General features: G+C 69.7%; 25 protein-coding genes. 21 read left to right on the forward strand and 4 right to left on the reverse strand.

Translation table 11 applies throughout. The features are described from left to right. The first annotated feature begins 46 nt into the window (after positions 1–46). The 9 genes from rapZ to kstD all read left to right on the forward strand — a co-directional run bounded on the left by rapZ (position 47) and on the right by kstD (position 9,629). Positions 47–1,051, forward strand: coding sequence for an RNase adapter RapZ (gene rapZ, locus ABZV44_RS18355; protein ID WP_354837472.1), 1,005 nt, complete (start codon positions 47–49; stop codon positions 1,049–1,051). Next, the gene (gene yvcK / locus ABZV44_RS18360) at positions 1,048–2,106 is read left to right on the forward strand and encodes a uridine diphosphate-N-acetylglucosamine-binding protein YvcK (protein WP_354837474.1); all 1,059 of its coding nucleotides are present in this window, start codon (positions 1,048–1,050) and stop codon (positions 2,104–2,106) included. Before rapZ ends, yvcK begins: the two co-directional genes overlap by 4 nt. After that, positions 2,097–3,080: a DNA-binding protein WhiA gene (whiA, locus tag ABZV44_RS18365; RefSeq protein WP_040858457.1), complete on the forward strand. Its 984-nt coding sequence runs from the start codon at positions 2,097–2,099 to the stop codon at positions 3,078–3,080. The genes yvcK and whiA overlap by 10 nt, the downstream gene beginning before the upstream one ends. A gap of 212 nt (positions 3,081–3,292) precedes the next feature. Next, positions 3,293–4,312: a type I glyceraldehyde-3-phosphate dehydrogenase gene (gap, locus tag ABZV44_RS18370; protein WP_354837476.1), complete on the forward strand. Its 1,020-nt coding sequence runs from the start codon at positions 3,293–3,295 to the stop codon at positions 4,310–4,312. A gap of 6 nt (positions 4,313–4,318) precedes the next feature. After that, positions 4,319–5,530, forward strand: coding sequence for a phosphoglycerate kinase (locus ABZV44_RS18375; protein ID WP_354837478.1), 1,212 nt, complete (start codon positions 4,319–4,321; stop codon positions 5,528–5,530). Positions 5,531–5,533: 3 nt separating this feature from the next. After that, entirely contained in the window at positions 5,534–6,319 is a 786-nt protein-coding gene (tpiA, locus tag ABZV44_RS18380) for a triose-phosphate isomerase (protein WP_354837480.1), read from the forward strand. 134 nt (positions 6,320–6,453) lie between these two features. Beyond that, positions 6,454–6,882 (forward strand): nitroreductase/quinone reductase family protein, encoded by a 429-nt coding sequence (locus tag ABZV44_RS18385; protein ID WP_354837482.1) that lies wholly within the window; start codon positions 6,454–6,456, stop codon positions 6,880–6,882. A gap of 419 nt (positions 6,883–7,301) precedes the next feature. Then, positions 7,302–7,895, forward strand: coding sequence for a TetR family transcriptional regulator (locus ABZV44_RS18390; RefSeq protein WP_354837484.1), 594 nt, complete (start codon positions 7,302–7,304; stop codon positions 7,893–7,895). A gap of 54 nt (positions 7,896–7,949) precedes the next feature. Beyond that, positions 7,950–9,629 carry a 3-oxosteroid 1-dehydrogenase gene (gene kstD / locus ABZV44_RS18395; protein WP_354837486.1) on the forward strand — a complete coding sequence of 560 codons (1,680 nt, stop codon included), beginning with the start codon at positions 7,950–7,952 and terminating at the stop codon, positions 9,627–9,629. A gap of 73 nt (positions 9,630–9,702) precedes the next feature. Here the strand turns inward: kstD and ABZV44_RS18400 are convergent, their stop codons facing one another. Further along, positions 9,703–10,419 carry an SDR family oxidoreductase gene (locus tag ABZV44_RS18400; RefSeq protein WP_354837488.1) on the reverse strand — a complete coding sequence of 239 codons (717 nt, stop codon included), beginning with the start codon at positions 10,417–10,419 and terminating at the stop codon, positions 9,703–9,705. A 107-nt stretch (positions 10,420–10,526) separates the two neighbouring features. Between ABZV44_RS18400 and ABZV44_RS18405 the strand changes: the two genes are divergently transcribed. Beyond that, positions 10,527–11,381 carry a LysR substrate-binding domain-containing protein gene (locus ABZV44_RS18405; RefSeq protein WP_354837490.1) on the forward strand — a complete coding sequence of 285 codons (855 nt, stop codon included), beginning with the start codon at positions 10,527–10,529 and terminating at the stop codon, positions 11,379–11,381. A gap of 79 nt (positions 11,382–11,460) precedes the next feature. Continuing rightward, positions 11,461–12,582 (forward strand): DUF5685 family protein, encoded by a 1,122-nt coding sequence (locus ABZV44_RS18410; RefSeq protein WP_354837492.1) that lies wholly within the window; start codon positions 11,461–11,463, stop codon positions 12,580–12,582. Positions 12,583–12,676: 94 nt separating this feature from the next. On the opposite strand, the gene ABZV44_RS18415 is transcribed toward ABZV44_RS18410, so the two are convergent. Next, positions 12,677–13,096, reverse strand: coding sequence for a hypothetical protein (locus ABZV44_RS18415; RefSeq protein WP_354837494.1), 420 nt, complete (start codon positions 13,094–13,096; stop codon positions 12,677–12,679). Positions 13,097–13,285: 189 nt separating this feature from the next. Between ABZV44_RS18415 and ABZV44_RS18420 the strand changes: the two genes are divergently transcribed. From ABZV44_RS18420 to ABZV44_RS18440, 5 genes are all read left to right on the forward strand, one after another. Next, positions 13,286–13,486: a hypothetical protein gene (locus tag ABZV44_RS18420; protein WP_354837496.1), complete on the forward strand. Its 201-nt coding sequence runs from the start codon at positions 13,286–13,288 to the stop codon at positions 13,484–13,486. 50 nt (positions 13,487–13,536) lie between these two features. After that, positions 13,537–14,313, forward strand: a complete 777-nt coding sequence (locus ABZV44_RS18425; RefSeq protein WP_354837498.1) for an enoyl-CoA hydratase-related protein — start codon at positions 13,537–13,539, stop codon at positions 14,311–14,313. A gap of 84 nt (positions 14,314–14,397) precedes the next feature. Further along, positions 14,398–14,886, forward strand: a complete 489-nt coding sequence (locus tag ABZV44_RS18430; RefSeq protein WP_354837500.1) for a hypothetical protein — start codon at positions 14,398–14,400, stop codon at positions 14,884–14,886. Between the two features lie 5 nt (positions 14,887–14,891). Then, a complete protein-coding gene (locus tag ABZV44_RS18435) occupies positions 14,892–16,013 on the forward strand; it encodes a histidine kinase (protein ID WP_354837502.1) in 1,122 nt (373 codons plus the stop codon). Next, positions 15,980–16,636 carry a response regulator transcription factor gene (locus ABZV44_RS18440; protein ID WP_354837504.1) on the forward strand — a complete coding sequence of 219 codons (657 nt, stop codon included), beginning with the start codon at positions 15,980–15,982 and terminating at the stop codon, positions 16,634–16,636. The genes ABZV44_RS18435 and ABZV44_RS18440 overlap by 34 nt, the downstream gene beginning before the upstream one ends. Before the next feature lie 167 nt (positions 16,637–16,803). Here ABZV44_RS18440 and ABZV44_RS18445 read toward each other — a convergent pair whose 3' ends face one another. Beyond that, a complete protein-coding gene (locus ABZV44_RS18445) occupies positions 16,804–17,628 on the reverse strand; it encodes a TIGR02452 family protein (RefSeq protein ID WP_354837506.1) in 825 nt (274 codons plus the stop codon). Positions 17,629–17,747: 119 nt separating this feature from the next. Between ABZV44_RS18445 and ABZV44_RS18450 the strand changes: the two genes are divergently transcribed. The 5 genes from ABZV44_RS18450 to ABZV44_RS18470 all read left to right on the forward strand — a co-directional run bounded on the left by ABZV44_RS18450 (position 17,748) and on the right by ABZV44_RS18470 (position 22,135). Continuing rightward, positions 17,748–18,110, forward strand: coding sequence for an ACT domain-containing protein (locus ABZV44_RS18450; RefSeq protein ID WP_354837508.1), 363 nt, complete (start codon positions 17,748–17,750; stop codon positions 18,108–18,110). A gap of 251 nt (positions 18,111–18,361) precedes the next feature. Further along, a complete protein-coding gene (locus tag ABZV44_RS18455; RefSeq protein WP_354837510.1) occupies positions 18,362–18,736 on the forward strand; it encodes a BlaI/MecI/CopY family transcriptional regulator in 375 nt (124 codons plus the stop codon). A 294-nt stretch (positions 18,737–19,030) separates the two neighbouring features. After that, positions 19,031–19,420 (forward strand): hypothetical protein, encoded by a 390-nt coding sequence (locus ABZV44_RS18460; RefSeq protein ID WP_354837512.1) that lies wholly within the window; start codon positions 19,031–19,033, stop codon positions 19,418–19,420. Between the two features lie 100 nt (positions 19,421–19,520). Then, entirely contained in the window at positions 19,521–20,816 is a 1,296-nt protein-coding gene (locus tag ABZV44_RS18465) for a PLP-dependent cysteine synthase family protein (RefSeq protein WP_354837514.1), read from the forward strand. A 47-nt stretch (positions 20,817–20,863) separates the two neighbouring features. Then, a complete protein-coding gene (locus ABZV44_RS18470) occupies positions 20,864–22,135 on the forward strand; it encodes an MFS transporter (RefSeq protein WP_354837568.1) in 1,272 nt (423 codons plus the stop codon). A 38-nt stretch (positions 22,136–22,173) separates the two neighbouring features. On the opposite strand, the gene ABZV44_RS18475 is transcribed toward ABZV44_RS18470, so the two are convergent. Then, positions 22,174–23,115 carry a M56 family metallopeptidase gene (locus tag ABZV44_RS18475; RefSeq protein WP_354837516.1) on the reverse strand — a complete coding sequence of 314 codons (942 nt, stop codon included), beginning with the start codon at positions 23,113–23,115 and terminating at the stop codon, positions 22,174–22,176. Positions 23,116–23,386: the final 271 nt, after the last annotated feature.

The following is a 23,386-nucleotide window of genomic DNA, read 5'->3' on the forward strand; positions in this document are numbered from 1 at the left end:
TCGGTGCAGGATGATCGAGGGAACTCCAGACACGAACCGGTAGGACATGACGCGCGTCGAAGCCAGTACTGATACGGCCGAAAACAGCAAGGCAACCGATACAGGTGAGTCCCAGCCGACCGCTCGCAGCGGGCGATCGGCACCCGAATCCGCACCGGTCGAGGTCGTCATCGTGACGGGCCTGTCCGGCGCCGGGCGCGGCACCGCCGCCAAGGTGCTCGAGGATCTCGGCTACTACGTGGCCGACAACCTCCCACCCGAATTGATCGGCCGCATGGTCGATCTCGGCCGCGGCGCCGAACCGCCCATCCGCAAACTGGCGCTCGTCATGGACGTGCGCAACCGCTTCTTCACCGGGAACCTCGCCGCGGTCGGCGAGCAGCTGCGGGCCGCGGGTGTACGCACCCGCATCCTGTTCCTGGAGGCCTCCGACGACGTGCTGATCCGCCGCTTCGGGTTCGCGCGCCGCCGCCATCCGCTGCAGAGCGAGAGCGCCGACGGCACCCTGACCGCCGGCATCGCCGCCGAGCGGCGGCGCCTGGACCCGGTGAAAACGGCCGCCGACGTGGTCATCGACACCACCGCACTGTCCATCCACCAGCTGCACCGCAAGCTCGAGGAGGTCTACGGCGGCGACGCCGCCACCGTGCTGCAGCTGACCATTCAATCGTTCGGTTTCAAATACGGGGTCCCGCTCGACGCCGACATGGTGTTCGATTTGCGGTTTCTGCCGAATCCGCATTGGATTCCCGAACTCCGCGAAAAGACCGGACAGGACGCCCCGGTCAGCGAGTATGTGTTGTCGCAGCCGGGCGCGCAGGACTATCTGGGCACCGCGCGGCATCTCGTCGACCTGACGACCGAGGGCTACCGCCAAGAGGGGAAGCGATACATGACCGTGGCAGTGGGTTGTACCGGCGGCAAACACCGCAGTGTGGCGATAGCGGAGGCGCTGGGCGAGGCGCTGGCGGGCAACGAATCGGCCCCGGCCGGCAACAACGACTCGGGTGACGTGGTGCGTGTGGTTCATCGGGATCTGGGGCGGGAATGAGTGAGAACGACTCCGTCCGCACCACCAATCCGGCCATCGTGGCCCTCGGTGGTGGGCACGGCCTGTATTCGACGCTGACCGCCATCCGGCGGCTCACCCGCAAGATCACCGCGGTGGTCACGGTCGCCGACGACGGCGGCTCCTCGGGACGGCTGCGGTCCGAGCTGGGCATGCTGCCCCCGGGCGATCTGCGAATGGCCTTGGCGGCCTTGGCCGAAGAGGCCGACGGCATCTGGGCGCGAACTTTGCAACACCGCTTCGGCGGCACCGGCGCGCTGGCCGGGCATTCGGTGGGCAATCTGATTCTGGCGGGTCTCACCGAGGAGCTGGGCGATCCGGTGGCGGCCCTGGACGAGGCCGGAAGGATCCTCCGCATCACCGGCCGTGTGCTTCCCATGTCGCCCATCGCGCTGACCATCGAGGCGGATGTGTCTGGGCTGGAAGGCGATCCGCGCGTGAGCCGTTGCCTCCGCGGTCAGGTCGCCGTGGCGACCACGCCGGGCAAGGTGCGCCGGGTGCGGCTGATCCCCTCGGATCCGCCCGCCTGCCCCGAGGCGACCTCGGCCATCGAGCACGCCGACGTGGTGGTGCTGGGCCCCGGAAGCTGGTTCACGAGTGTCATCCCGCACGTGCTGGTGCCCGAATTGCACGAAGCGCTGCTGTACACGCGGGCACGGAAAGTGCTGGTGCTCAACCTCGCTGCCGAACCGGGCGAAACGGCCGGATTCAGCGCCGAACGGCACCTGCATGTATTGTCCCAGCACGCACCGGATTTCACAGTCGACCATGTTCTGGTGGATTCCGGTTCCGTACCCGAGGGTAGGGAACGCGAACATCTGGCAAGAGCTGCCGAACAGCTGGGTGCGCGAGTAACCTTCGCTGATGTCGCCGAGGCGGGGACGGACCGGCACCACCCCGGAAAGCTTGCCGCCGCACTGGATCAGGTGATCCGGCAACCTCGGCCGGAATTGGCAGGGCTTCGAGTCGAAGGACGGCATATGGGCCAACGTGTGCGGTCCGGGTTGGGTGGAAAGGAGCGCGTCTCGTGGCGATGACAGCGGAAGTGAAGGACGAGCTGAGCCGGCTCTCTGTATCACAGGTGAGCTCGCGCAAAGCGGAATTGTCCGCGCTACTGCGGTTCGCCGGTGGATTGCACATCGTCGGCGGTCGAGTGATCGTCGAAGCCGAGGTGGACATGGGTTCCATTGCACGTCGGCTGCGCCGAGAGATCTTCGAGCTGTACGGATACGGCTCGGACGTGCATGTCCTCGGCGCCGGCGGGCTCCGGAAAACCTCCCGGTACGTGGTGCGGGTTTCCAAGGAGGGCGAGGCGCTGGCGCGCCAGACCGGATTGCTCGATGTGCGCGGCCGCCCGGTGCGCGGGCTGCCCGCGCAGGTGGTGGGCGGCAGCATCGGCGATGCCGAAGCCGCTTGGCGTGGAGCGTTTCTCGCGCACGGCTCGCTCACCGAGCCGGGCCGCTCCTCGGCCCTGGAGGTGAGCTGCCCCGGGCCGGAGGCGGCGCTCGCCCTGGTGGGCGCCGCGCGGCGGATGGGCATCTCGGCCAAGGCGCGCGAGGTGCGCGGCACCGATCGCGTCGTGGTGCGCGACGGCGAGGCCATCGGCGCCCTGCTCACCCGCATGGGCGCGCAGGACACCCGGCTCACCTGGGAGGAGCGGCGCATGCGTCGCGAGGTCCGGGCGACCGCCAACCGGCTGGCCAATTTCGACGACGCCAACCTGCGTCGTTCGGCTCGCGCGGCCGTGGCCGCCGCGGCCCGCGTGGAGCGCGCGCTCGAAATACTGAGCGAGGATGTGCCGGACCATCTGGCCGCGGCGGGCAAGCTGCGCGTGCTGCACCGGCAGGCGTCCCTGGAGGAGCTGGGCCAGCTGGCCGATCCGCCCATGACGAAAGACGCTGTGGCGGGCCGGATCCGGCGGCTGCTGTCGATGGCGGACCGGCGCGCCAAGGAACTCGGCGTGCCCGACACCGAAAGCGCTGTCACCGCAGAGCTGCTCGAAGAGGCATGAAACACCCACGCCGCCGCATAAACTGATGAATACCGCCCGGTGATTCCGTCCGGAAGCGTCGCAACCTCAAGGGTCGCGGCGCTTCCGGTCGTCTGTGACGAAAGTGAACGTTTCGTAGTTCACCGTGGCGGGGGTGTGTCCGTGATGTTTCTGTTACAGGTCTAGGGTTAGCACCGCAACGGAAACGATCCGCAAAGCTGAGGAGCGAAAACGTGACTGTCCGGGTAGGGATCAACGGCTTCGGCCGCATCGGGCGAAACTTCTTCCGAGCCGTCGAGGCGCAGAAGGCCCTCGGCACCACCGACATCGAGATCGTGGCGGTCAACGATCTCACCGACAACAAGTCGCTGGCGACCCTGCTGAAGTACGACTCGATCCTCGGCCGCCTGCCGCAGGACGTTTCCCTGGACGGCGACGAGACCATCGTCGTCGGCGACCAGCGCATCACCGCGCTGGCCATCAAGGAGGGCCCGGCCGCGCTGCCGTGGGGTGACCTGGGTGTCGACGTGGTCGTCGAGTCCACCGGTATCTTCACCGACGCCACCAAGGCGAAGGGCCACCTGGCCGCCGGCGCCAAGAAGGTCATCATCTCCGCGCCCGCCAAGGGCGAGGACATCACCATCGTGATGGGCGTCAACGACGACAAGTACGACGGTTCGCAGAACATCATCTCGAACGCGTCCTGCACCACCAACTGCCTGGGCCCGATTGCCAAGGTGCTCAACGACTCCTTCGGCATCGAGCGTGGTCTGATGACCACCGTGCACGCCTACACCCAGGACCAGAACCTGCAGGACGGCCCGCACTCGGATCTGCGTCGCGCCCGCGCCGCCGCGCTGAACATCGTGCCCACCGGCACCGGCGCCGCCAAGGCCATCGGCCTGGTGCTGCCCGAACTGCTCGGCAAGCTGAACGGCTACGCGCTGCGCGTGCCGGTCCCGACCGGTTCGCTCACCGACCTGACCGTGGACCTGGCCAAGACCGCCTCGATCGACGAGATCAACGCCGCCATGAAGGCCGCCGCGGACGGCCCGATGAAGGGCATCCTGAAGTACAACGTCGACCCGATCGTCTCCTCCGACATCGTGACCGACCCGCACTCCTCCATCTACGACGCGCCGCTGACCCAGGTCATCGACAACCAGGTCAAGGTCGCCTCGTGGTACGACAACGAGTGGGGCTACTCCAACCGTCTCGCCGACCTGGTCGGCCTCGTCGGCAAGTCCCTCTAAGCGCCGATGACGATCAAGACTCTGCAGGATCTGCTGACCGAGGGTGTCGAGGGCCGGGGCGTGCTGGTGCGCTCCGACCTGAATGTTCCCCTCGACAACGGCGTCATCACCGACCCGGGCCGCATCGTCGCGTCCGCGCCGACCATCAAGGCGCTGGCCGAGGCCGGCGCCAAGGTCGTGGTGACCGCGCACCTCGGCCGCCCCAAGGGCGAGCCGGATCCGAAGTTCTCCCTCGCGCCGGTCGCGGCGCGGCTGTCGGAGGAGCTGGGACGCAACGTCCAGCTCGCCGGCGACGTGGTGGGCCAGGACGCGCTCGCCCGCTCCGAGGGCCTCACCGACGGTGATGTGCTGCTGCTGGAGAACATTCGCTTCGACGCGCGCGAGACCAGCAAGGACGACGCCGAGCGCACCAAACTCGCCCGTGCCCTGGTCGAGCTGGTCGGCGACGACGGCGCGTTCGTGTCCGACGGTTTCGGTGTGGTGCACCGCAAGCAGGCCTCGGTGTACGACGTGGCCAAGCTGCTGCCGCACTACGCGGGCACCCTGGTCGCGGCCGAGACCGAGGTGCTGAAGAAGCTCACCGAGAACCCGGAGCGTCCGTACGCGGTCGTGCTCGGCGGCTCGAAGGTCTCCGACAAGCTGGCGGTCATCGAGGCGCTCGCGCCCAAGGTCGACACGCTGGTCATCGGCGGCGGTATGTGCTTCACCTTCCTTGCGGCGCAGGGACTTCCGGTGGGCACCTCGCTGCTGCAGGCGGAGATGATCGAGACCTGCAAGGGGCTGCTGGACAAGTACGCCGACGTCATCCATCTGCCGGTGGACATCGTGGTGGCCGACAAGTTCGCCGCCGACGCGGACTCGAAGACCGTGCCCGCCCACGAGATTCCCGACGGCTGGATGGGTCTGGACATCGGTCCCGACTCGGTCGCCCGCTTCTCGGCGCTGCTGACCGAGGCCAAGACCGTGTTCTGGAACGGCCCGATGGGGGTGTTCGAGTTCGAGAAGTTCTCGGCCGGCACCCGCGGTGTCGCCGAGGCGATCGCCACGGCGACCTCGAAGGGCGCGTTCACGGTGGTCGGCGGCGGCGACTCGGCCGCGGCCGTGCGCACCCTGGGTCTGCCCGACGACGGTTTCTCGCACATCTCCACCGGTGGCGGCGCGTCGCTGGAATACCTGGAGGGCAAGGAACTTCCCGGCCTCGCTGTCCTGGAGGACTGAACCATGGCACGTAAGCCTTTGATCGCCGGCAACTGGAAGATGAACCTCAATCACCTCGAGGCCATCGCGCTGGTGCAGAAGATCGCATTCGCGTTGCCGGAGAAGTACTTCGACAAGGTCGACGTGACGGTGATCCCGCCGTTCGTGGACCTGCGCAGCGTGCAGACGCTGGTCGAGGGTGACCGTCTCCTGATCACCTACGGTGCCCAGGACGTGTCCACCCACGACGAGGGCGCCTACACCGGCGAGATCAGCGGCTCCATGCTGGCCAAGCTGGGCTGCAGTTTCGTCGTGGTGGGTCACTCGGAGCGGCGTCAGTACCACAACGAGGACGACGCCACCGTGCTGGCCAAGGCCAAGCAGGCGCTCAAGTACGGCATCACCCCGATCGTCTGCATCGGTGAGGGCCTGGGCGTCCGCGAGACCAAGACCCACGTCGAGTACAACCTCGAGCAGCTCCGCGGCTCCCTCAAGGGCCTGACGCCCGAGGAGATCTCGAAGATCGTCATCGCCTACGAGCCGGTCTGGGCCATCGGCACCGGCAAGGTCGCCACCCCGGCCGACGCGCAGGAAGTCTGCGGCGCCATCCGCAAGGAACTCGCCGAACTGGCGAATCCCGAAGTGGCGGCCGGTGTCCGGGTCCTCTACGGTGGCTCGGTCAACGCCAAGAACGTCGGCGAACTGGTCGGCCAGACCGACATCGACGGCGCTCTCGTGGGCGGCGCGTCCCTGAAGGGTGACGAGTTCGCCACCCTCTCCGCGATCGCCGCCGGCGGCCCCCTGCCGTAACGGTTTCCGCTGCACAGGGCCGGGCATCCACAGGATGCCCGGCCCTTCGCCGTCTCCGGGCGCGAGTGGGTGATCGCGGGCGGATGACGCCGCGCCCGGGGCGTTCCCCTCGGCCACAGTGCTCGTACAGAAGAATGATCGGTATGAGCGACTGGAATACGAACATCATCAACGAGTTCCGGGCCAATGAGGGACGGGTCGGCGGGCCGTTCGAGGGGGCGCCGATAATTCTGGTGCACCATCGGGGGCGCAAGACCGGGCGGGAGCTGGTGACGCCCATGATGTACCTGGCCGATGAGCAGGATCCGGCGACCATGTACGTTTTCGCGACCAAGGCGGGCGCGCCCACCAATCCGGACTGGTACTACAACCTGACCAGGGCGGGGACGGCCGAGGCCGAGGTCGGGACCGAGACCTTCCAGGTCGAGGTCACCGAGGTGACCGGCGCGGACCGTGACCGGATCTATGACGAACAGGCCCGGCGATACCCGGGTTTCGGCGAATACGCCGTGAAGACGGCCGGTATCCGCACCATCCCGGTGCTGGCGCTGCGCCGGGCCTAGGCTGCGCGGCAGCAGGGCGCGGGTGCTCGGCCCGCGCCCCGGCAGGCGTCGGCGCGGGGGTGCGTTCGACGTGCGGGTGGTCGCGTGTTTGCCGAGATGGTGGGCGCTGAGATCGATCGCTGGCAGGCGACGGCCGGGGTTCGAGATGGGGTCGAGGGTAGTGGCGGCCTCGTTCGTCGGTGGGGAGGCCGGGAGCAGGGTGAGCCACCGCGTCCATGAATTCATTTGCGGCGGTGGGGGAGTCGGCGGGGGAGTGACGGCCGCCCAGGTGCAGGGGCGGGGGTTTCGAGGGCGAGTGGATCGCCGAATCTTGCTGGTCAGGACCTTGTCGAATGCCGTCCGCGGTGGTGACAGGAAATCCCTTCTTGACAGTAACTGTCATATAGGCAGATACTCGCTCTAACGAAGGAGGGCGACGGATGTCATTGCGGGAGCGGCAGCGCCGGCAGGTGCGCGGCGAGATTCAGCGGGCGGCGTACGAGTTGTTCGCGGAGAAGGGCTTCGGGGAGGTGACGACCGAGCAGATCGCCGCCGCGGCGGGTGTGTCGGCCAGCACCTACTTCCGGCATGTGCGGAGCAAGGAGGATCTGCTGCTGGATCCGGTCCGCGAGGGCGGGTCGGGAATCGTCGCGCTGCTCGAGGAGCGCGACGGCGACGAGCCCGCGGATGTGGCGCTGGCGCAGTCGATTCTGGCGCGGTCCACCGCGCTGGCCCCGGCGGAGCTGGAGCAGTGGCGAGCCGCGTTCCGCACCGCGCCGCATCTTCTGGAGCGGGTGGCTCTGATCGCTCCGGAGCATCGGGCGCGCCTGGTCGAGCTGGTCGCGCAGCGGATGGGCCGAGACTCGCAGCGGGACAGCACTCCGGGTTTGCTGGTGCATCTCATGCTGGCGGCGGCGGAGTTCGGTTACCTGCAGTGGCTGCGTAATTCGGCGCAGCCGGAGATGTCGCTGGCGGTGTGCGTCGAGGGCGCGCTCGGCGCCGTGGCCGGGGAACGCTGGCGGCATAACGGCTGAAAGCAGTTGGCATGCAAGCGGTTAGCTACAACAGAACACGAAGATAGAGGAAACATGCAGCACGACAGGGCAACTGACGAGACATTCGATCTGGTCGTCGTGGGGTCGGGGGCGGCGGGCATGGCCGCGGCGCTGACGGCCGCCCACCACGGACTGTCCACGGTGATCGTCGAGAAGGCGCGGGCATGGGGCGGATCCACCGCGAGATCCGGTGGCGGCGTGTGGATTCCGGGCAACACCGTGCTACGCCGTGACGCCCCCGCCGATGACCTCGAGGCCGCGCGAGCCTATCTGAAGCACATCGTCGGACCCGGGGTGCCGCCCGAGCGGATCGACACCTTCCTCGACCGCGGACCGGAGGCCTTCGACTTCCTGGCCGCGCACGCGCCGCTGCGCATGCGGTGGGTGCCGGGCTATTCCGACTACTACCCGGAGGCGCCCGGCGGCCGCGGCCACGGCCGCTCGATCGAGCCCGTGCCCTACAACGCCACCGGTCTCGGCGCCGAATTGGCCACGCTGGAGCCCGATTACGTGAAGGCCCCGAAGAATGTCGTGATCACCCAGGCCGAGTTCCGGCAGCTGCACTTGGGCCTGCGCAATCCGCGCAGTCCCCTGGCGGCCGTGCGCGTCGCCGGACGGTGGCTGGCGGCGGCCGTGCTGCGCCGGCGCGTCCTGGCCCGCGGCCAGGCGCTGAGTGCCATGCTGCGCGCGGGCCTGGTGGAGGCGAATGTGCCGCTGTGGCTGGACACTCCGCTGGTGAACCTGCGCATCGAGGACGGCCGGGTGACGGGCGCGGTGGTGCTGCGGGACGGGCGTGAGCAGGTGCTCACCGCCCGCCGGGGCGTGGTCATCGCGGCCGGTGGCTTCGAGCACAACGAGGTGATGCGCAAGCAGTACCAGCGTGAGCCGATCGGCACCGATTGGACCGTCGGCGCGCAGGCCAATACCGGTGACGGCATCCGCGCGGGCGAGAACGCCGGTGGCGCGGTGGAATTCATGGCCGATGCCTGGTGGGGCCCATCCATTCCGCTGCCCCGGCTGGCCTGGTTCTGCCTGGCCGAGCGCAATCTGCCCGGCAGTATCGTCGTCAACGACCGCGGCGAGCGGTTCATGAACGAATGCCTGCCCTATGTCGAGGCCACCCACCGCATGTACGGCGGCGAGCACGGGCAGGGTGCGGGCCCGGGCGAAAACCTGCCCGCCTGGCTGATTTTCGACCAGCGCTACCGCAACCGCTACCAGTTCGCGGGTGTCCCGCCCCGTCAGCCCCTGCCCGGCCGCTGGCTCGAGTCGGGCGCGCTCACCCGCGCCGATTCGCTCCCCGAACTCGCCGAGCAGATCGGCGTCCCGGTCGACAAACTCCGGGCCACGGTGACCCGTTTCAACGAATTCGCCACCGCCGGTACCGATCCCGACTTCGGCCGCGGTGACAGCGCCTACGACAACTACTACGGTGATCCGCGCAACCGCCCCAACCCGAATCTCGGTGCGCTGGAGACGGGTCCGTTCTACGCGGCGAAACTGGTGCCGGGCGACCTCGGCACCAAGGGCGGCCTGAGCGCCGATGTCGACGGCCGGGTGCTGCGGGCGGACGGCTCGGCGATCGAGGGCCTGTACGCGGCGGGCAATGCGAGCGCTCCGGTCATGGGCCACACCTATGCCGGGCCCGGCGCGACCATCGGCCCCGCTGTCGTCTTCGGCTACCTGGCGGCCCGCCACGCGGCCGGCCGGTAGTCCCGGCGCCGACCGGCGCACCGCTGGGGGATCCGTCCGGTGTCCCGCGGCGGTGCGCCACCCGACGTCCGGGTCAGGCCAGGACCGCGCCGCCGTCGAGGGGCAGCACGGTGCCGGTGGCGTGGGGCTGGGCGAGGAAGAAGACGAAGGCCTGCGCGATATCGTCCACTTCGGCGATGCGGCGCAATGGCGTCGCGGCCGCGGTGTCGGCGTAGAACTGCTCGCGCAACTCCTCGGGGAAGCTCCACAGCGGCGACCGGACCACGCCCGGCATGACCGCGTTCACCCGGATCGGCGCCAGTTCCACCGCCAGCGCCCGGGTCAGGGTCTCGATCGCGCCGCAGACGCTGGACGTGACCGTCGAACCCGGGACGGGGCGCGGCCCGGCGGTACCGCTGGTCAGGGTGATCGACCCGTCGGCTCGCAGCCGCGGCACGGCCGCCTGTACCGCGGCCAGCACGCTGAAGTAGCGCAGCTCGAAGAACTTCCGCGCGGCGTCGAGATCCAGTTCGGCCAGCGGGGAGAGCAGCAGCGGCTCGCCGGCGGTGTAGACGAGGTGGTCGAGCGCGCCGAGTTCATCGAACATCGCGCGAATCCGGTTGGTGTCGTTGAGGTTCGCGACCAGGCCGGTGACGCCGGCCGGGAGTTCGGCCACCGCGCGCTCCACGTTCTCCTGGCGGCTGGAGACGACGGTGACCTTCGCGCCCTGTGCGGCGGTCGCGGCGGCCACGGCGTAGCCGATTCCGGAGGTGCCGCCCAGGATGACGACGTGCTGTCCGTCGAGAGACATCGGATTTCCTTTCGGGAATGCTGTGCGTATGTGCCTCTCCACCTTGGGTTTCGCGACCCGCTCCCGTCCAAGACCTATACCGCCGCCTGTAATACCCTGAAGGCATCATGAGTGACGTCGATCTGCGCAAGCTGCGCTACTTCGTGGCGGTGGCCGAACATCTGCATTTCGGCCGCGCCGCGGAGCAGCTGTTCATCGCGCAACCGGTCCTGTCACGTCAGATTCGCGCGCTCGAGGAGGAACTGGGCGCGCAGTTGTTCGCCCGCGATCGCCGCGGGACCGCGCTGACGGCGGCGGGGGAGCAGTTGCTGGCCGACGCCAGACCGCTGCTCGCCGCTGCGGAAGGCCTGCAGCGCAGGGTGATTCGGGCCGTCGAGGGGACGCAGCGCTTCACCGTCGGCTTCATGCCCGGCCTCATCGTGACCGCCGCGGTGCGGACGCTCACCGAGCGTCACCCCGGCCTCGCCGTCGATCTGGTGCGCACCGGCTGGTTCGATCAGGTCGAGGTGATCCACGACGGCCGCGTCGACGTCAGCGTGGTGCGGCTGCCGGTGGATCCGCACGGTCTGGTCGTGCGCCCGCTCTACACCGAGCCCCGGGTCGTGGTGCTGCCCGCCGACCACCGCCTCGCGGGCAAGGACGCGGTCGCGGTCGGCGATCTCGCCGACGAGCACCTGCTCCAGGATCCGGACACGGTCCCCGAATGGAGTGCGGTGGCAACCGAATTGCGCACCGACCGCCCCGGCGTCCCGGTCTTCCACAGTGTGGAGGAGAAGCTCGAGCACGTCGCCGCGGGCCGGGGCATCATGTTCCTGCCGCTGTCGGTCATGACGTTCTACACCCGCCCGGACATCGCCTACGTCCCGGTTCCCGACCTCGCGCCGCTGCGGGTGAGCCTGGCGTGGTCGTCGGCGCGCCCGGTTCCGCTGGCCGAGGAGTTCGCCGCCCTTGCCGCCCAGTGAGATTCGATCTACGCCGTCCACTCGGGAGTGATCCCGATTCCGGGCGACGAATGCCGCGCGAGCGGTTACCGTCGATGGTGTGTTCGGCATCATCCGGCCCTGCCGTCATCGGCTGGGCGAGGAACTCGGGCGGGCTTGGCTGGCGCAACTGTGCGGACTCTGTCTGGCACTGCGTGACGACCACGGCCAGAGCGCCCGCATGGCAACCAATTACGACGGGCTGATCGTCTCGGCCCTGGTGGAGGCGCAGTCCACGGCGCCGCCCACCCGCCGCGCGGCCGGGCCCTGCCCCTTGCGCGGCATGAGACGCGCCGACGTTGCCACCGGGGATTGCGTCCGGCTGGCCGCCACGGTCTCGCTGGTGCTGGCCGCCGCCAAAGTGCGTGATCACGTGGCCGATCATGACGGCATGGCGGGCGCGGCCGGACTCCGGCCCGCCGCCCGGCGCATCGCCCAGCGCTGGGCCAGGCAGGGCGAATCCACCGGCGCCGGACTGGGTTTCGACACCGGTGTGCTGGTGACCGCGGTGGATCGGCAGGGTGAGGTGGAGGCCGCGGCCGCGGTGGGTACCCCGCTGCTGGAGGTCACCGAACCCACCGAAACCGCGACCGCCGCGGCCTTCGGCCACACCGCCGTCCTGGCGGGGCGCCCGGGAAACCAGGCAGCGCTGTCGGAGGTCGGCCGATTGTTCGGCCGCATAGCGCATCTCGTGGATGCCGTCGAGGACCTGGGCGAGGATCTCGCGCACGGGAAGTGGAATCCCCTGGCCGCCACGGGAACCGAGGTGGCCGAGGCGCATCGCTTGTGCACCGACGCCCTGCTGGGTATCGAATTGGCGTTGGCCGACGTGGAATTCACCGATGGGCGGCTGATTCACAAACTGCTGAAGCATGAGCTGAACCGGTCGGTGACCAGGACCTTCGGCGGTCCCGCGCACACCTGCGCGAATCACGGTGCGGCCACCGCGCCGCTGAGCCGCTGGCGTCGCCGGGGTCCGGGGCCGGGCCCCTGGGGTCCGCCACCGCCCGGCTACGGTCCGCCTCCGGGCTACGGCCCGGGTCCCGGCTACTACGGCCCCGCCCCGCGGCGCCGCGGTGGCTTCTGCCTGCCGTGCTGTGAGGGCTGCGTCTGCTGCGGCGAAGGATGCTGCTGTTGTGAGGAATCCTGTTGCTGCTGTGAGGAAACCTGCTGCGACTGCTGAGTCACCGCGAGGGGCGGGCACTGCGGATTGCCCGGCCCTCCCGGCCCGATGATCCCGCCACCTCCGGGTAGACGGCTCACCGATGCCGGATCGGCTAGCTGGAGGCGGAGGCGGAGCCGGTCGAGAGCAGGCTGCTGCCGCTCGCGCTGCCGCTGATCAGGTTCGACAGACCCGACGAGCCGGTGTTCGTGGTGGTGGTCTGCAGGGTCCAGGTGCCGCAGCCGCTGGTGAAGAAGGCGACGTCGGTGGGCTTGATCTCGACGGTGACGGTGCCGTTGACCGCGCCGCCGGCCTGGATGGTGGCGTTGGCGTCGGGGGTGATGGCCGACAGCCGCGCCCAAGCGCACACCGTGGCGGCCGTCGTGGTCCTATAGACACCGGGCTGGATGTCGACGCCGACCTTGAAGGTGGCATCGGTGCTCATGCTGTTGCCGACGGCATTCGCGGTGCCGGTGGAGGCCAGGATCGCGGCCGCGGTGAGTGCGAGGCCGTTGGCCCAGACTGTCTTACTCATGATGTGTCCTCAAGGGTGTGAAACGAGAGCGTTTCGGAGAGTAATGGGCGCCCGGGTCACCGGGGTGCGTTTTCCCTAACCTGGCGTAAATGGGCATCCGGACTATCCGGACATCGAACATCGAATGCCGGAATCGCCGCGGGCCGCCATGATTGATTGCGTGGCAGGACAATTCGTTCCGATCCCCGATTGGTTCTGCCCGGAACTCCCGGTGCCCGGGCGCTGCCGGGGCTCGTCGATCCGGAGTCGCGCAGCCCGTCCACCAGCGTGCTGCTGCCGCCCGCGCAGGCGCAGCGGGTGATGCTGATCGGCGGCGGCAGCGTCGACCCGTACGGTCCCTCGACCGGGCAGTGGCTGCACCTGAATCCGGACGCCCCCGCACCCGTGTGAACCGCGAAATGCGGCAGCCCGGGCCGATACTCCGCACTACCGTGGAAGGTATGACCGCGGAGTACCGGCACCTACTCGTGAAGCGGGACGGCGACACCATCACCGTCACCATGAACCGTCCCGACCGCCGCAACGCGCTGTCGGCCGACCACCTGACCGAACTGCTGGCCGCGTTCCGCGCCGCGGGCGACACCGACGCCACCGGCATCGTGCTCGCCGCGGCCGGGCCGGTGTTCAGTGCGGGCCACGATTTCGCCGATGTGGCCGCCCGTGACCTGCTCGGCGTGCGCGACCTGCTCACCCTCTGCCAGCAGGTCATGACCACCTTGGAGACGGTGCCGCAGGTGGTGATCGCCCGCGTGCACGGGCTGGCCACCGCGGCCGGCTGTCAGCTCGTCGCGTCCTGCGACCTGGCCGTCGCCGCCGATTCGGCGGGCTTCGCCCTCCCCGGCGGCAAGGGCGGCTGGTTCTGCCACACCCCGGCCGTCCCGGTCGCCCGTTCCATCGGCCGCAAACGCCTCATGGAGCTGGCCCTCACCGGCGAGGTCATCGACGCTCGCACCGCCGTCGACTGGGGTCTGATCAACTACGCCGTCCCCGACGCCGACCTCGACGACGCCGTCGCCGACCTGCTCGCCCGCGCCACCCGCGGCAGCCGCGCGAGCAAGGCGCTCGGCAAACGCACCCTCTACGCCCAGCTCGACCGCCCCGAGGCCGACGCCTACACCCTCGCCCGCGAGGTCATGGCCGCCGCCTCCCAATTGCCCGGCGCCCGCGAGGGAATGGCCGCCTTCCTGGAGAAACGCCCACCCGTCTGGCCCGACTGACCGGCGAGTGGGTGGGCGGGAATCCCACCCGGTCTCCACCCTGGGGTGGTGGGTGGAGGCGGTTCGCGAGGCGACCGTAGAGCCATGAACGTGCAGAATGCGGTGGTCGACGGCGCGGTGGCGGTGCTGGTGATCGGGTGGATCATGTACCGGCAGACCCGGTGGCAGGTCCTCGACGCCAATCGGCTGTGGCGGGGACCGATCATTCTCGGGCTGGTGGGGTTTCTGCAGATGAAGTCCGTGGTCACCGGTGGCGGCCTCGGGGTGATGTCGGTGGCCCTGCTGGCCGTGTCGGCGGCGCTCGGTGCCGGGATCGGCGTGGTGATGGGCATGCTGTCCCAGCTGCGCCGCACCGCCGCGGGATTGGAGGCGCGGACCGGGTGGGCCGGATCGCTGCTGTGGCTGGTGCTGCTGGCGGCGCGCATCGGGGTGGACGTGGTCGCGCACCTGGCCGGCGCGGTGGCCGTCACCTCGGTCGGGGCGATCCTGCTGGTGGTGGCGCTCAATCGGGCGGGCCGGGCGCTGGTGCTGGCCCGGCGTGCCGAGCAGGCGCACCCGGTTGCGGCACACTGAGACCGATGTCCATCATCGACCCACCCTCGAGCCTGTCCAGGCTGCTGCGCCTGGTCGGGCTCGTCGCCGTGGTCTCCTCCTCGGCGAGTGTGGCCCTGTTCCACCGGCCGTGGGTGGCGGCGCTGGTGGTGCTGTCGTGGCTGGGCTGGGCGGCATGGGTGGTGATGCCCACACGGAAGTGGCGGCGGGAACGAATCTGCCTGTGCGCCATGGCCATCGGCGGGGGATCGACCGTCGCCCAGTCGGTCGGCTCCGGAATCACCGCCCTGGCCACGGTATTCGTCGCCCTCGGCCTGCTGAGCGCGCCGCTGTGGTTCGGCCTGGCGATCGCGGTGTCCACCTCGGTGCTCATGTGCGTCTCCATCCTGATGGACGGTGCGCGTCCAGGGGCGCTGGCGGGATTGCTGGTCGGTGTGGTCGTGGTCGGCCTGGCGGGCTGGAGCCGCCGCCAGGCGCGGATCGGCGCGGAGCGCAATCGGATGCTGGTGGAACAGAATCGGATCATCCGCGAGGAGCGGGATCGGGCCGCCGCCCTGGCCGAACGCGGGCGTATCGCCCGCGACATCCACGATGTGCTCGCCCACACGCTGGGCGGTCTGGTGCTCCAACTCGACGCCGCGGACGCATTGTTGGAGGCGGGGGAGACGGACCGGGCCGCGGAGCGGGTCAAGGCGTCTCATCGGCTGGCGGTGTCCGGGCTGGCCGATGCCCGCCGGGTGGTGGGCACGCTGCGGTCGGGCGGCTTCGACGCGGCGGCCGAGCTGCGCCGGGTGATGGAGGAGCACCGCGCCGCCGGCGGGCAGCTGGCCGAACGATTCGACGTCGCGGTGGATCCGGCGAACGAGCAGGCGGCGGTGGCCCTGACCCGCGCGGTGCAGGAAGCGCTCACCAATGCGCGTAAACACGCGCCCGGGCAACCGGTTACGCTCACGCTGCGCGGCAGCGGCGCGTCGCTGGAGGCGGTGGTGTCGAATCCGATTGCCGCGCAACGGATTCTGCTCGACAGCACCGGTTCCGGTGCGGGACTGCTGGGTATGCGGGAGCGGATCGAGGCGGCGGGCGGACTGCTGTCCGCCGGGAAGGAGGAGGGTCGGTGGACGGTGCGAATCCTGCTGCCGCGGAAGTGATCACGGTGGTGGTGGCCGACGACCAGACCACCGTGCGCGACGGGCTCACCACGGTGCTGTCGCTGCTCCCCGATATGCGGGTGGTGGGGGAGGCCCGTGACGGCGCGGAAGCGGTCGAGCTGGTGCGGCGGGTGAAACCCCGTGTCGCGCTGATGGATCTGCGCATGCCCGGCATCGACGGCGTGGCCGCGACCGCCGCCATCACCGACCGATATCCCGAGACCGCGGTCCTGGTGCTCACCACCTACGCCGACGACGCCTCCATCGCGGGCGCGCTCCGGGCGGGCGCACGCGGCTATCTCACCAAGGACGCCGGTCGCGCCGAGATCGCCGCGGCCATCCGATCCGTCGCGAGCGGTCACACCACCCTGGCCGCCGATGTGGGCCGCCGCCTGCTCTCCGCCCTCGACGCGCCACCCGAACCGCCTGTCGACCTCACCGACCGCGAGCGGGACGTGCTGCGGCTGATGGCGCAGGGGCGCAACAACTCCGAGATCGCCAAGGAACTGTTCATCGGCGTCAGCACCGTGAAGACGCACATCAATTCACTGTTCGCCAAGCTAGGGGTCCGCGATCGTGGCCAGGCCATCGCCTTCGCTCATCGCACGGGTCTCGCCCGCTGAGCGAGGGTCCGGGACTACCGGCCCTCCATTCGGCTATCTGAGTCTGTAGATATTGCAATCTGCGCATGGATTGCCGGTATGGCACCGCTGCCGCGACACCTGGACCATGAACCCGCTCAGGACAAGCAGCTGAGAAGAGCGGTGCCCGCCATCGGACTTCGCCGCGGCTAGGGGGAAACCGCTTGCCCGAAGCGGGCTTCGAATGCGGCACGGTTGGCCGAGACGGGGGAGCGGTCCCAGACGGCGAACACGACGCGATCGAAGGCGGCGCCGTGGATCTGGAGCGCCCGGTCGAAGGCCTCGGCGACCTCGTTCGGGTCATTGCGGAACACACCGCATCCCCATGCGCCGAGGACCAATTCGCGGACATGTTCGTGGGCGGCGACAGCGAGTACCCGCTCGGCGCGGGCGATCAGGATCTCGCGAACATCGACCCGTTCGCCCGTACGGTCCGCCAGTGCACCGGCATTCGGGGCGGGGGAGGTCAGGAACGAGGTGGTGAAGGTGTGCGCGGTGAGTGCGCCGCGGTGGTCGCGGATGACCGGGACCTCGCGGGAGAAGATGACGCGATGGCTGTAGCGCAGGTCGTCGGATGCGCGGTGGGCCTCGTAGTAGCGGGGCGTCTCGAGCAGACAGCGGTAGAGCAGGGCACTGCGGCACAGGTCTTCCTCCTGGGCGCGGGCACCGCGGAGGTAGCCGCCGCCGGGGTTGCGGGCGGAGGCGAAATTGAGGACGGTGATGGCCTTTCCACCTTCCTCGTGGAGCCGGCGCGCGGCCTGCATGCTGCCTTCGGCCGTGACCTCGGGGCGTCCGGTGAACGGTCCGGGATCTCGGTTGTAGAGCTCCTCGTCGGGTTCGAAGCAGTGGGTCCGGGCGCGCGCCTCGGACAGCGCATCGGTGATGTCGACGAGGGTTCCGTCGGCCGCGCGATAGGTGCCGAGGGCGGCGATCCGCTCGTTCTCGTCGGCGATTTGTTGTGGGCTGGTGCTCATTTCAGTGACCATACGGGCGGGTCCGGGGGATGGCATCCGAATTTTAGTCGCAGACACCAATACTGGGCTGTCGCGGTGCGCGCACCCGGTTTGTCCGACCTTCCGCCTACGATGTCGCCATGACCGGCTCCCAGCGTTTGCGGATCGTCCCGTCGCAGTTCGCGGTGGATCATCTGCCGAATTCCACCTTTCCGGAGGATGACGAGTGGATCGCCCTGGTGCGGGCGCCGGAGGGGCTCACCGTGATTCGCGAGGCGCCCGCGTGGGCCGAGGGTGAGACCTGGAAGGGCTTCTACGGTGTCGACGCCGGCAGCCTGAACGCGCCGGGCACGCTGGCCGCCTTGATCGGGCCGCTGGCGGAGTCGTCGATCCCGGTGTTCGTCGCCTCCACTTTCCATGCGGATCTGGTGCTGGTTCCCGCGCATCGGCTGGAGGAGGCGTCGGCGGCGCTGCGTGATGCGGGGCATCGCATCGCCGACTGATACCGGGGCATGGTTGGGAAGCGGGGCTTCGGGGTAGTCCGGTGTCGTCCTGCTGTCCGGTTGCGTGCGACGGCCCACGGGTGCACCATATTACTGTCTACGTACGTAGAACGTATGAGCGGGCGCGCCCCCGGCGCCCGGGGCGGCTCGAGTCCATGCCGGCGACCACCCTACGATCGGGTGCGCACCAGGACAGTAGGCCGACACACGATGCGGAACCGGCTGTGCCGTGAGGTGAGGAGACGTCAGACGTGAGTGCGCGAGGCTTCGGAGACCTGGAAGCGGTCGTCATCGAACGCATCTGGGATCGCTCCGCAAAGACGACGGTCCGGGAAGTGTTCGACGAGCTGGCCGGCGAGCGCGACATCGCGTACACCACAGTCATGTCCACCATGGACAATCTGCATCGCAAGGGCTGGCTGGAACGCGAACGCGTCGGCAAAGCCTACCGATACTGGGCAACCCTGAGCCGCGAGGAGTACAGCGCCCGCCTCATGCGTGAGGCGCTGGGCAGCGGCGGTCGTTCGGATCTGGTGCTCGCGCACTTCGTGGAGCAGATGAGCGCCGAGGAGTCCGAGGGTCTGCGCGCGGCCCTGCGCAAACTCGCGCGCTCCAAACTGCGCTGACCGGAGGGCCTGCGCGCCACCTCGATTCCCGCCGCTGCCACCGGTCGTGGTGTGCGGCCGTCTGACGACCGTGGGTTCGGCGTGTCGGGTGGCCGATTGCGCAAACCTCATGCGTGTCCTGTCGTTTTGCCTCGGATTCGCCTCGGCCGGGCGTGAGCCCGATCACCGGCTCCCAACTAACTACGTACGTAGATAGTAGATTGTTTCGAGGGCGTGTCAATGACATGCCGGCGAGGCAACCGGTCGGTCAAAACATCGGCCGGGCAGTCGGATTCGAGGCGGGAGGTGTCGGCGGTGGGTCGTGTCGGCGGGTTCGGCCGGACGCTGTGGGTGCTGCTCGGGTCGGGGCTGGTGCTGCTCGCCGCGATTGCCGGTTGCGCGCTCGGCGATGGGTCCGATCACGCGCGCCCGCTGGAAGCGCTGTCGATCGCCCCGGGCGAGCCGGCGGATCCGGGACCGCACGGCGGCGAATCCGCGCACTGCGATCCGCATGTCGAGGACGCGATCCGGACGGCCTCGCCGGGCGCGGAACACGCGCCGGAGGCGGCAGCCGATCCCGTTGTCCCGGCAGCCGGACCTGCGGATACCGGAATCGCCGCCGTGTCCCACGGCGTCCGGGGACCACCCGATTACGCGGTCGGCGGCCGAATGCTGCTGACCCGCCTGTGTATCGACCGACGCTGATCGGCCGGCGACAGGCCCTGGGCGTCCTGCCCCGGGCCGGAGTCCGTTGCCGTGCACGTCATGCCGCCGCCGCGGCGGTCCGATACCGAAAGCGACAGTCATGGACAAAGGTCTGCTCGACGACTTCGATACGATCACCGGCCATCCCGGATTGCCCGGCCTGGCCCGGGAACCCCGCGCGCTGGTGGGCAATACGCCGGTGCTGTGGGTGGGGGAGCCGTTCGCGCCCCCGGGGCTCGGCTTCTGGGCCAAGCTCGAGGGGCGCAATCCGGGCGGGATGAAGGACCGGCCCGCGCTGCACATGGTGCGGCGCGCCCGGGAACGGGGAGTGCTGGCGCCCGGCGGCCGGATCATCGAATCATCCAGCGGCACACTGGGGTTGGGGCTGGCACTGGCGGGGCTGGTGTACCGGCATCCGGTGACGGTGGTAACCGATCCGGGGCTCGAACCCATGGTCGCGCAGCTGCTCGCGGCCTACGGCGCGCACGTGGAGCTGGTGTCCGAACCGCATCCGGCCGGCGGCTGGCAGCAGGCGCGCCGCGATCGGGTCGCCGAACTGCTGGCGGCCGAGCCCGGCGCGTGGTGCCCGGACCAGTACAGCAATCCCGACAATGTCGACGGCTACGAGTCCCTGGCCCGGGAGCTGATCGAACAGCTCGGCGGTGTCGACGTCCTGGTCTGCGCCGTCGGGACCGGCGGCCATTCCGCCGGTGTCGCCCGTGCCCTGCGCCGCACCAACCCGGACCTGTCCCTGATCGGTGTGGACACCGTGGCCTCCAGCATCTTCGGCCAGCAGGCGGGCCCGCGCCTCATGCGCGGCCTCGGCTCCAGCATCCACCCGCGCAATGTCAACTATGCCGCCTTCACCGAAATCCACTGGGTCGCACCGGCCGAAGCCGTCTGGGCCTGCCGCACCCTGGCCGCCGCCTACCTCACCAGCGGTGGCTGGAGCGTCGGTGCGGTCGCGCTGGTGGCCGGGTGGGCGGCCCGAACCCACGCGCCGGGCACCCGTATCGCCGCCGTCTTCCCCGACGGTCCGCATCGCTACTTCGACACCATCTACAACGATTCCTATTGCGCCGCACACGGACTGCTCGGTGCCCCGCGACCCACCGCGCCGGACACGATCGCTCATCCCCGGGACCGGCAGGTGGAGACGTGGACCCGCTGCTCCACGGTGATCGACCCCCGAGCGTCGGAGCGCGTGTCGGAGACGGGAGCCGGCGACGGCGCTCCGGCGCTGATCGCGAACACGGTCGGCCCGATTCCCGGTCGCGGTCCGGGCGGTGGTGCGGCCGGTGGTTCGACGGCGGTGGGGCCCGGAGATGGTGAGCCGGTGGGGAATCCGGTACTCGGTTCGGCGAGCGCCCGCGACGTCGCGGAGCCGCTGTCGTGAACATCGTGGCGAAGTTCCGCGGGTTCGATCGGACCGCGCAGTTGCTGATGGTCAATCAGTTCGGTATCAACCTCGGGTTCTACGTGCTCATGCCGTATCTGGCCGGCTATCTGTCCGGGCCGCTGGGTTTGGCGGCGTGGGCGGTGGGGCTGGTGCTGGGTGTACGGAACTTCTCGCAGCAGGGGATGTTCCTGGTGGGCGGCACGCTGGCGGATCGGCTGGGGTACAAGCCGCTGATCGTGGCCGGATGTCTGTTGCGGACAGCTGGTTTCGCGCTGCTGGTGTTCGCGTCGGATCTGCCGGGCCTGCTCATTGCCTCGGCGGCAACGGGATTCGCGGGGGCGCTGTTCAATCCGGCGGTGCGGGCCTATCTGGCCGCGGAGGCGGGGGAGCGGCGGGTGGAGGCGTTCGCGGTGTTCAACGTCTTCTACCAGGCCGGGATGCTGGCGGGCCCGCTGGTCGGATTGGCGCTGCTGGCCTTGGATTTCCGGGCCACGGCAGCCGCGGCGGCGGTGGTGTTCGCGCTGCTCACCGTCGCGCAGCTGTTCGCGCTGCCCGCGCGCCGCGGTGCCGAACCGGCCGTGCGGACCTCGGTGCTGGAGGATTGGCGCACCGTCGTCGCCAATCGCCGTTTCGTCGGGTTCGCGCTGGCCATGATCGGTTCGTATGTGCTGTCGTTCCAGGTGTATCTGGCGCTGCCCCTGCAGGCCGAATACCTGGCCGGTGAGCGGGCACAGACGGTCACCTCGGCGCTGTTCGTGATCTCCGGCCTCGTCGCGGTCGCGGGGCAGCTGCGCATTACCGCCTGGTTCCGGAAGCGCTGGGGGATCGGCCGCGGCCTGGTGGCCGGTGTGGCCCTGCTGGCGGTGGCGTTCGTGCCGCTGGCGATCCTGCCCGCACCGCGGCCCTTCGGTGCCCCGGTGGCGATCGGCGCACTGCTGCTGGCGGCGGCGGTGCTGGCGGTCGGCACGGCGGCGGTGTTCCCGTTCGAGATGGACACCGTGGTCTCCCTGTCGGGGAATCGGCTGGTAGCCACGCATTACGGCTTCTACAACACGGTGGTGGGGATCGGTATCCTGGTCGGCAATCTCGCGACGGGTGCGCTGCTGGGTGCGGCGCATGCCGCCGGGGCGGACTGGGCGGTGTGGCTCGGTCTCGCGGTCGTCGGCGCGCTGGCTGCCGTCGCCTTGCATGTCCTGAATCGGTCCGATCGGGATCCGGCCCCCACCGGCGGGCATCACACGCCGATCGAGGATCCGTCATCGCCCGCGGGTCGGCGCATCGACTATCCGACCCGGCTGCTGCGGGTGCGGCGCTGAGCGCGGGACCCGGCGCGGCGATCCGCGCCGGGTCCCGGCTACACGGCACAGACCTGGATGCCGATGCCGGCGGTGACGATGGCCGCCACCGGGATGAACACGGCCGTGAGCGTGATCGCCGTGACCGCGATGCGCGTGTGCAGGCGGGGCGGGTTCTCCGGCGCGGAGAGGCGGCGGACCCGGGGCAGCAGTGCGGCCTCGGCGGTCGCGGGCGGGGTGGGCAGGGTGGAGAGGGTCAGCAGTGCCTGTAGGACGGCGTCGCGCCCGTGGATTCGAGCGGCGGCATCGTCGGCGAGCATCTCCAGCAGGCGCGCCACCTCGGAGGCGCCCAGGGTGAACAGCTCGACCCGCGGCAGCACGGTGGCCAGGCCGCGGGTGAGGGTGAGCAGCAGGTGGTGGCGGCCGTCCAGGTGGGCGCGCTCGTGGGAGAGCACCGCATCGAGGTGGCGGTCCTCGAGCGCGGCCAGCACGCCGCGACTGACCACGATCGTATGGGGTTTGCCCGCAACGCAATACGCGGCCGGATGATCGACCTCGAGCACGACCGCGTCCAGGCCGGGGTGGTGGCGTCCGGCGAGCCGGGCCATGCGCGCGTGCTCGAGGGTGGTGCGGCGCGCGCGCAACAGGGTGGTGCCGAGCCGCACCGCCAGCACCAGCACGGCGAGCGTGGCGAATCCCGACAGCACGAACAGCCCGGTCTGTATGTGCCCGCCGTAGTCGCCCACCGCCGCGTCGTGCAGGTGCAGCAGGCAGCTGTCCATGAATCGGGCGGGAAAAAGCGAAATCCGGTGCGTGACAAGGTCGATGATGATGATCGCCAGCGTCACCATCCAGGCCAGCACGGTCGAGGCCATGGCCGCCAGCCACGCCGCCACCGCGATCCGCGGCGCTGCCCCCTCGGTGCTGACCCGGCGCAGCAGCCGGGGGGCGAGCACGGCCACGGCGAATCCGTACAGCAGCAGACAGACGGCGATGCTCATGCCGGCACCCGCGATCGCGCTGCTCGCATCCAATCTCCTCCCGTGGAATGGGCACGAGTGTAGAGGGCAAAACTGAGGGCAGGCTTACTCCCGCAGTCTGACGGCTGCCGCAGGCGGCCCGGCAGGAGCACCATCTCCAATACCCCTGTGGGGTACAGTATCTGGATACCCGCTGGGGGTATTACTCCGAAACCGGCGACAGGAGAACCGATGTCGACCCGAACCGAAGCGGCATGGCGCATGGCACGACATCCCGCCACTGTGACCCTCG

This window comes from Nocardia sp. NPDC004860, assembly GCF_040609015.1.
In the GTDB taxonomy this organism is placed as follows: Bacteria; Actinomycetota; Actinomycetes; order Mycobacteriales; family Mycobacteriaceae; genus Nocardia.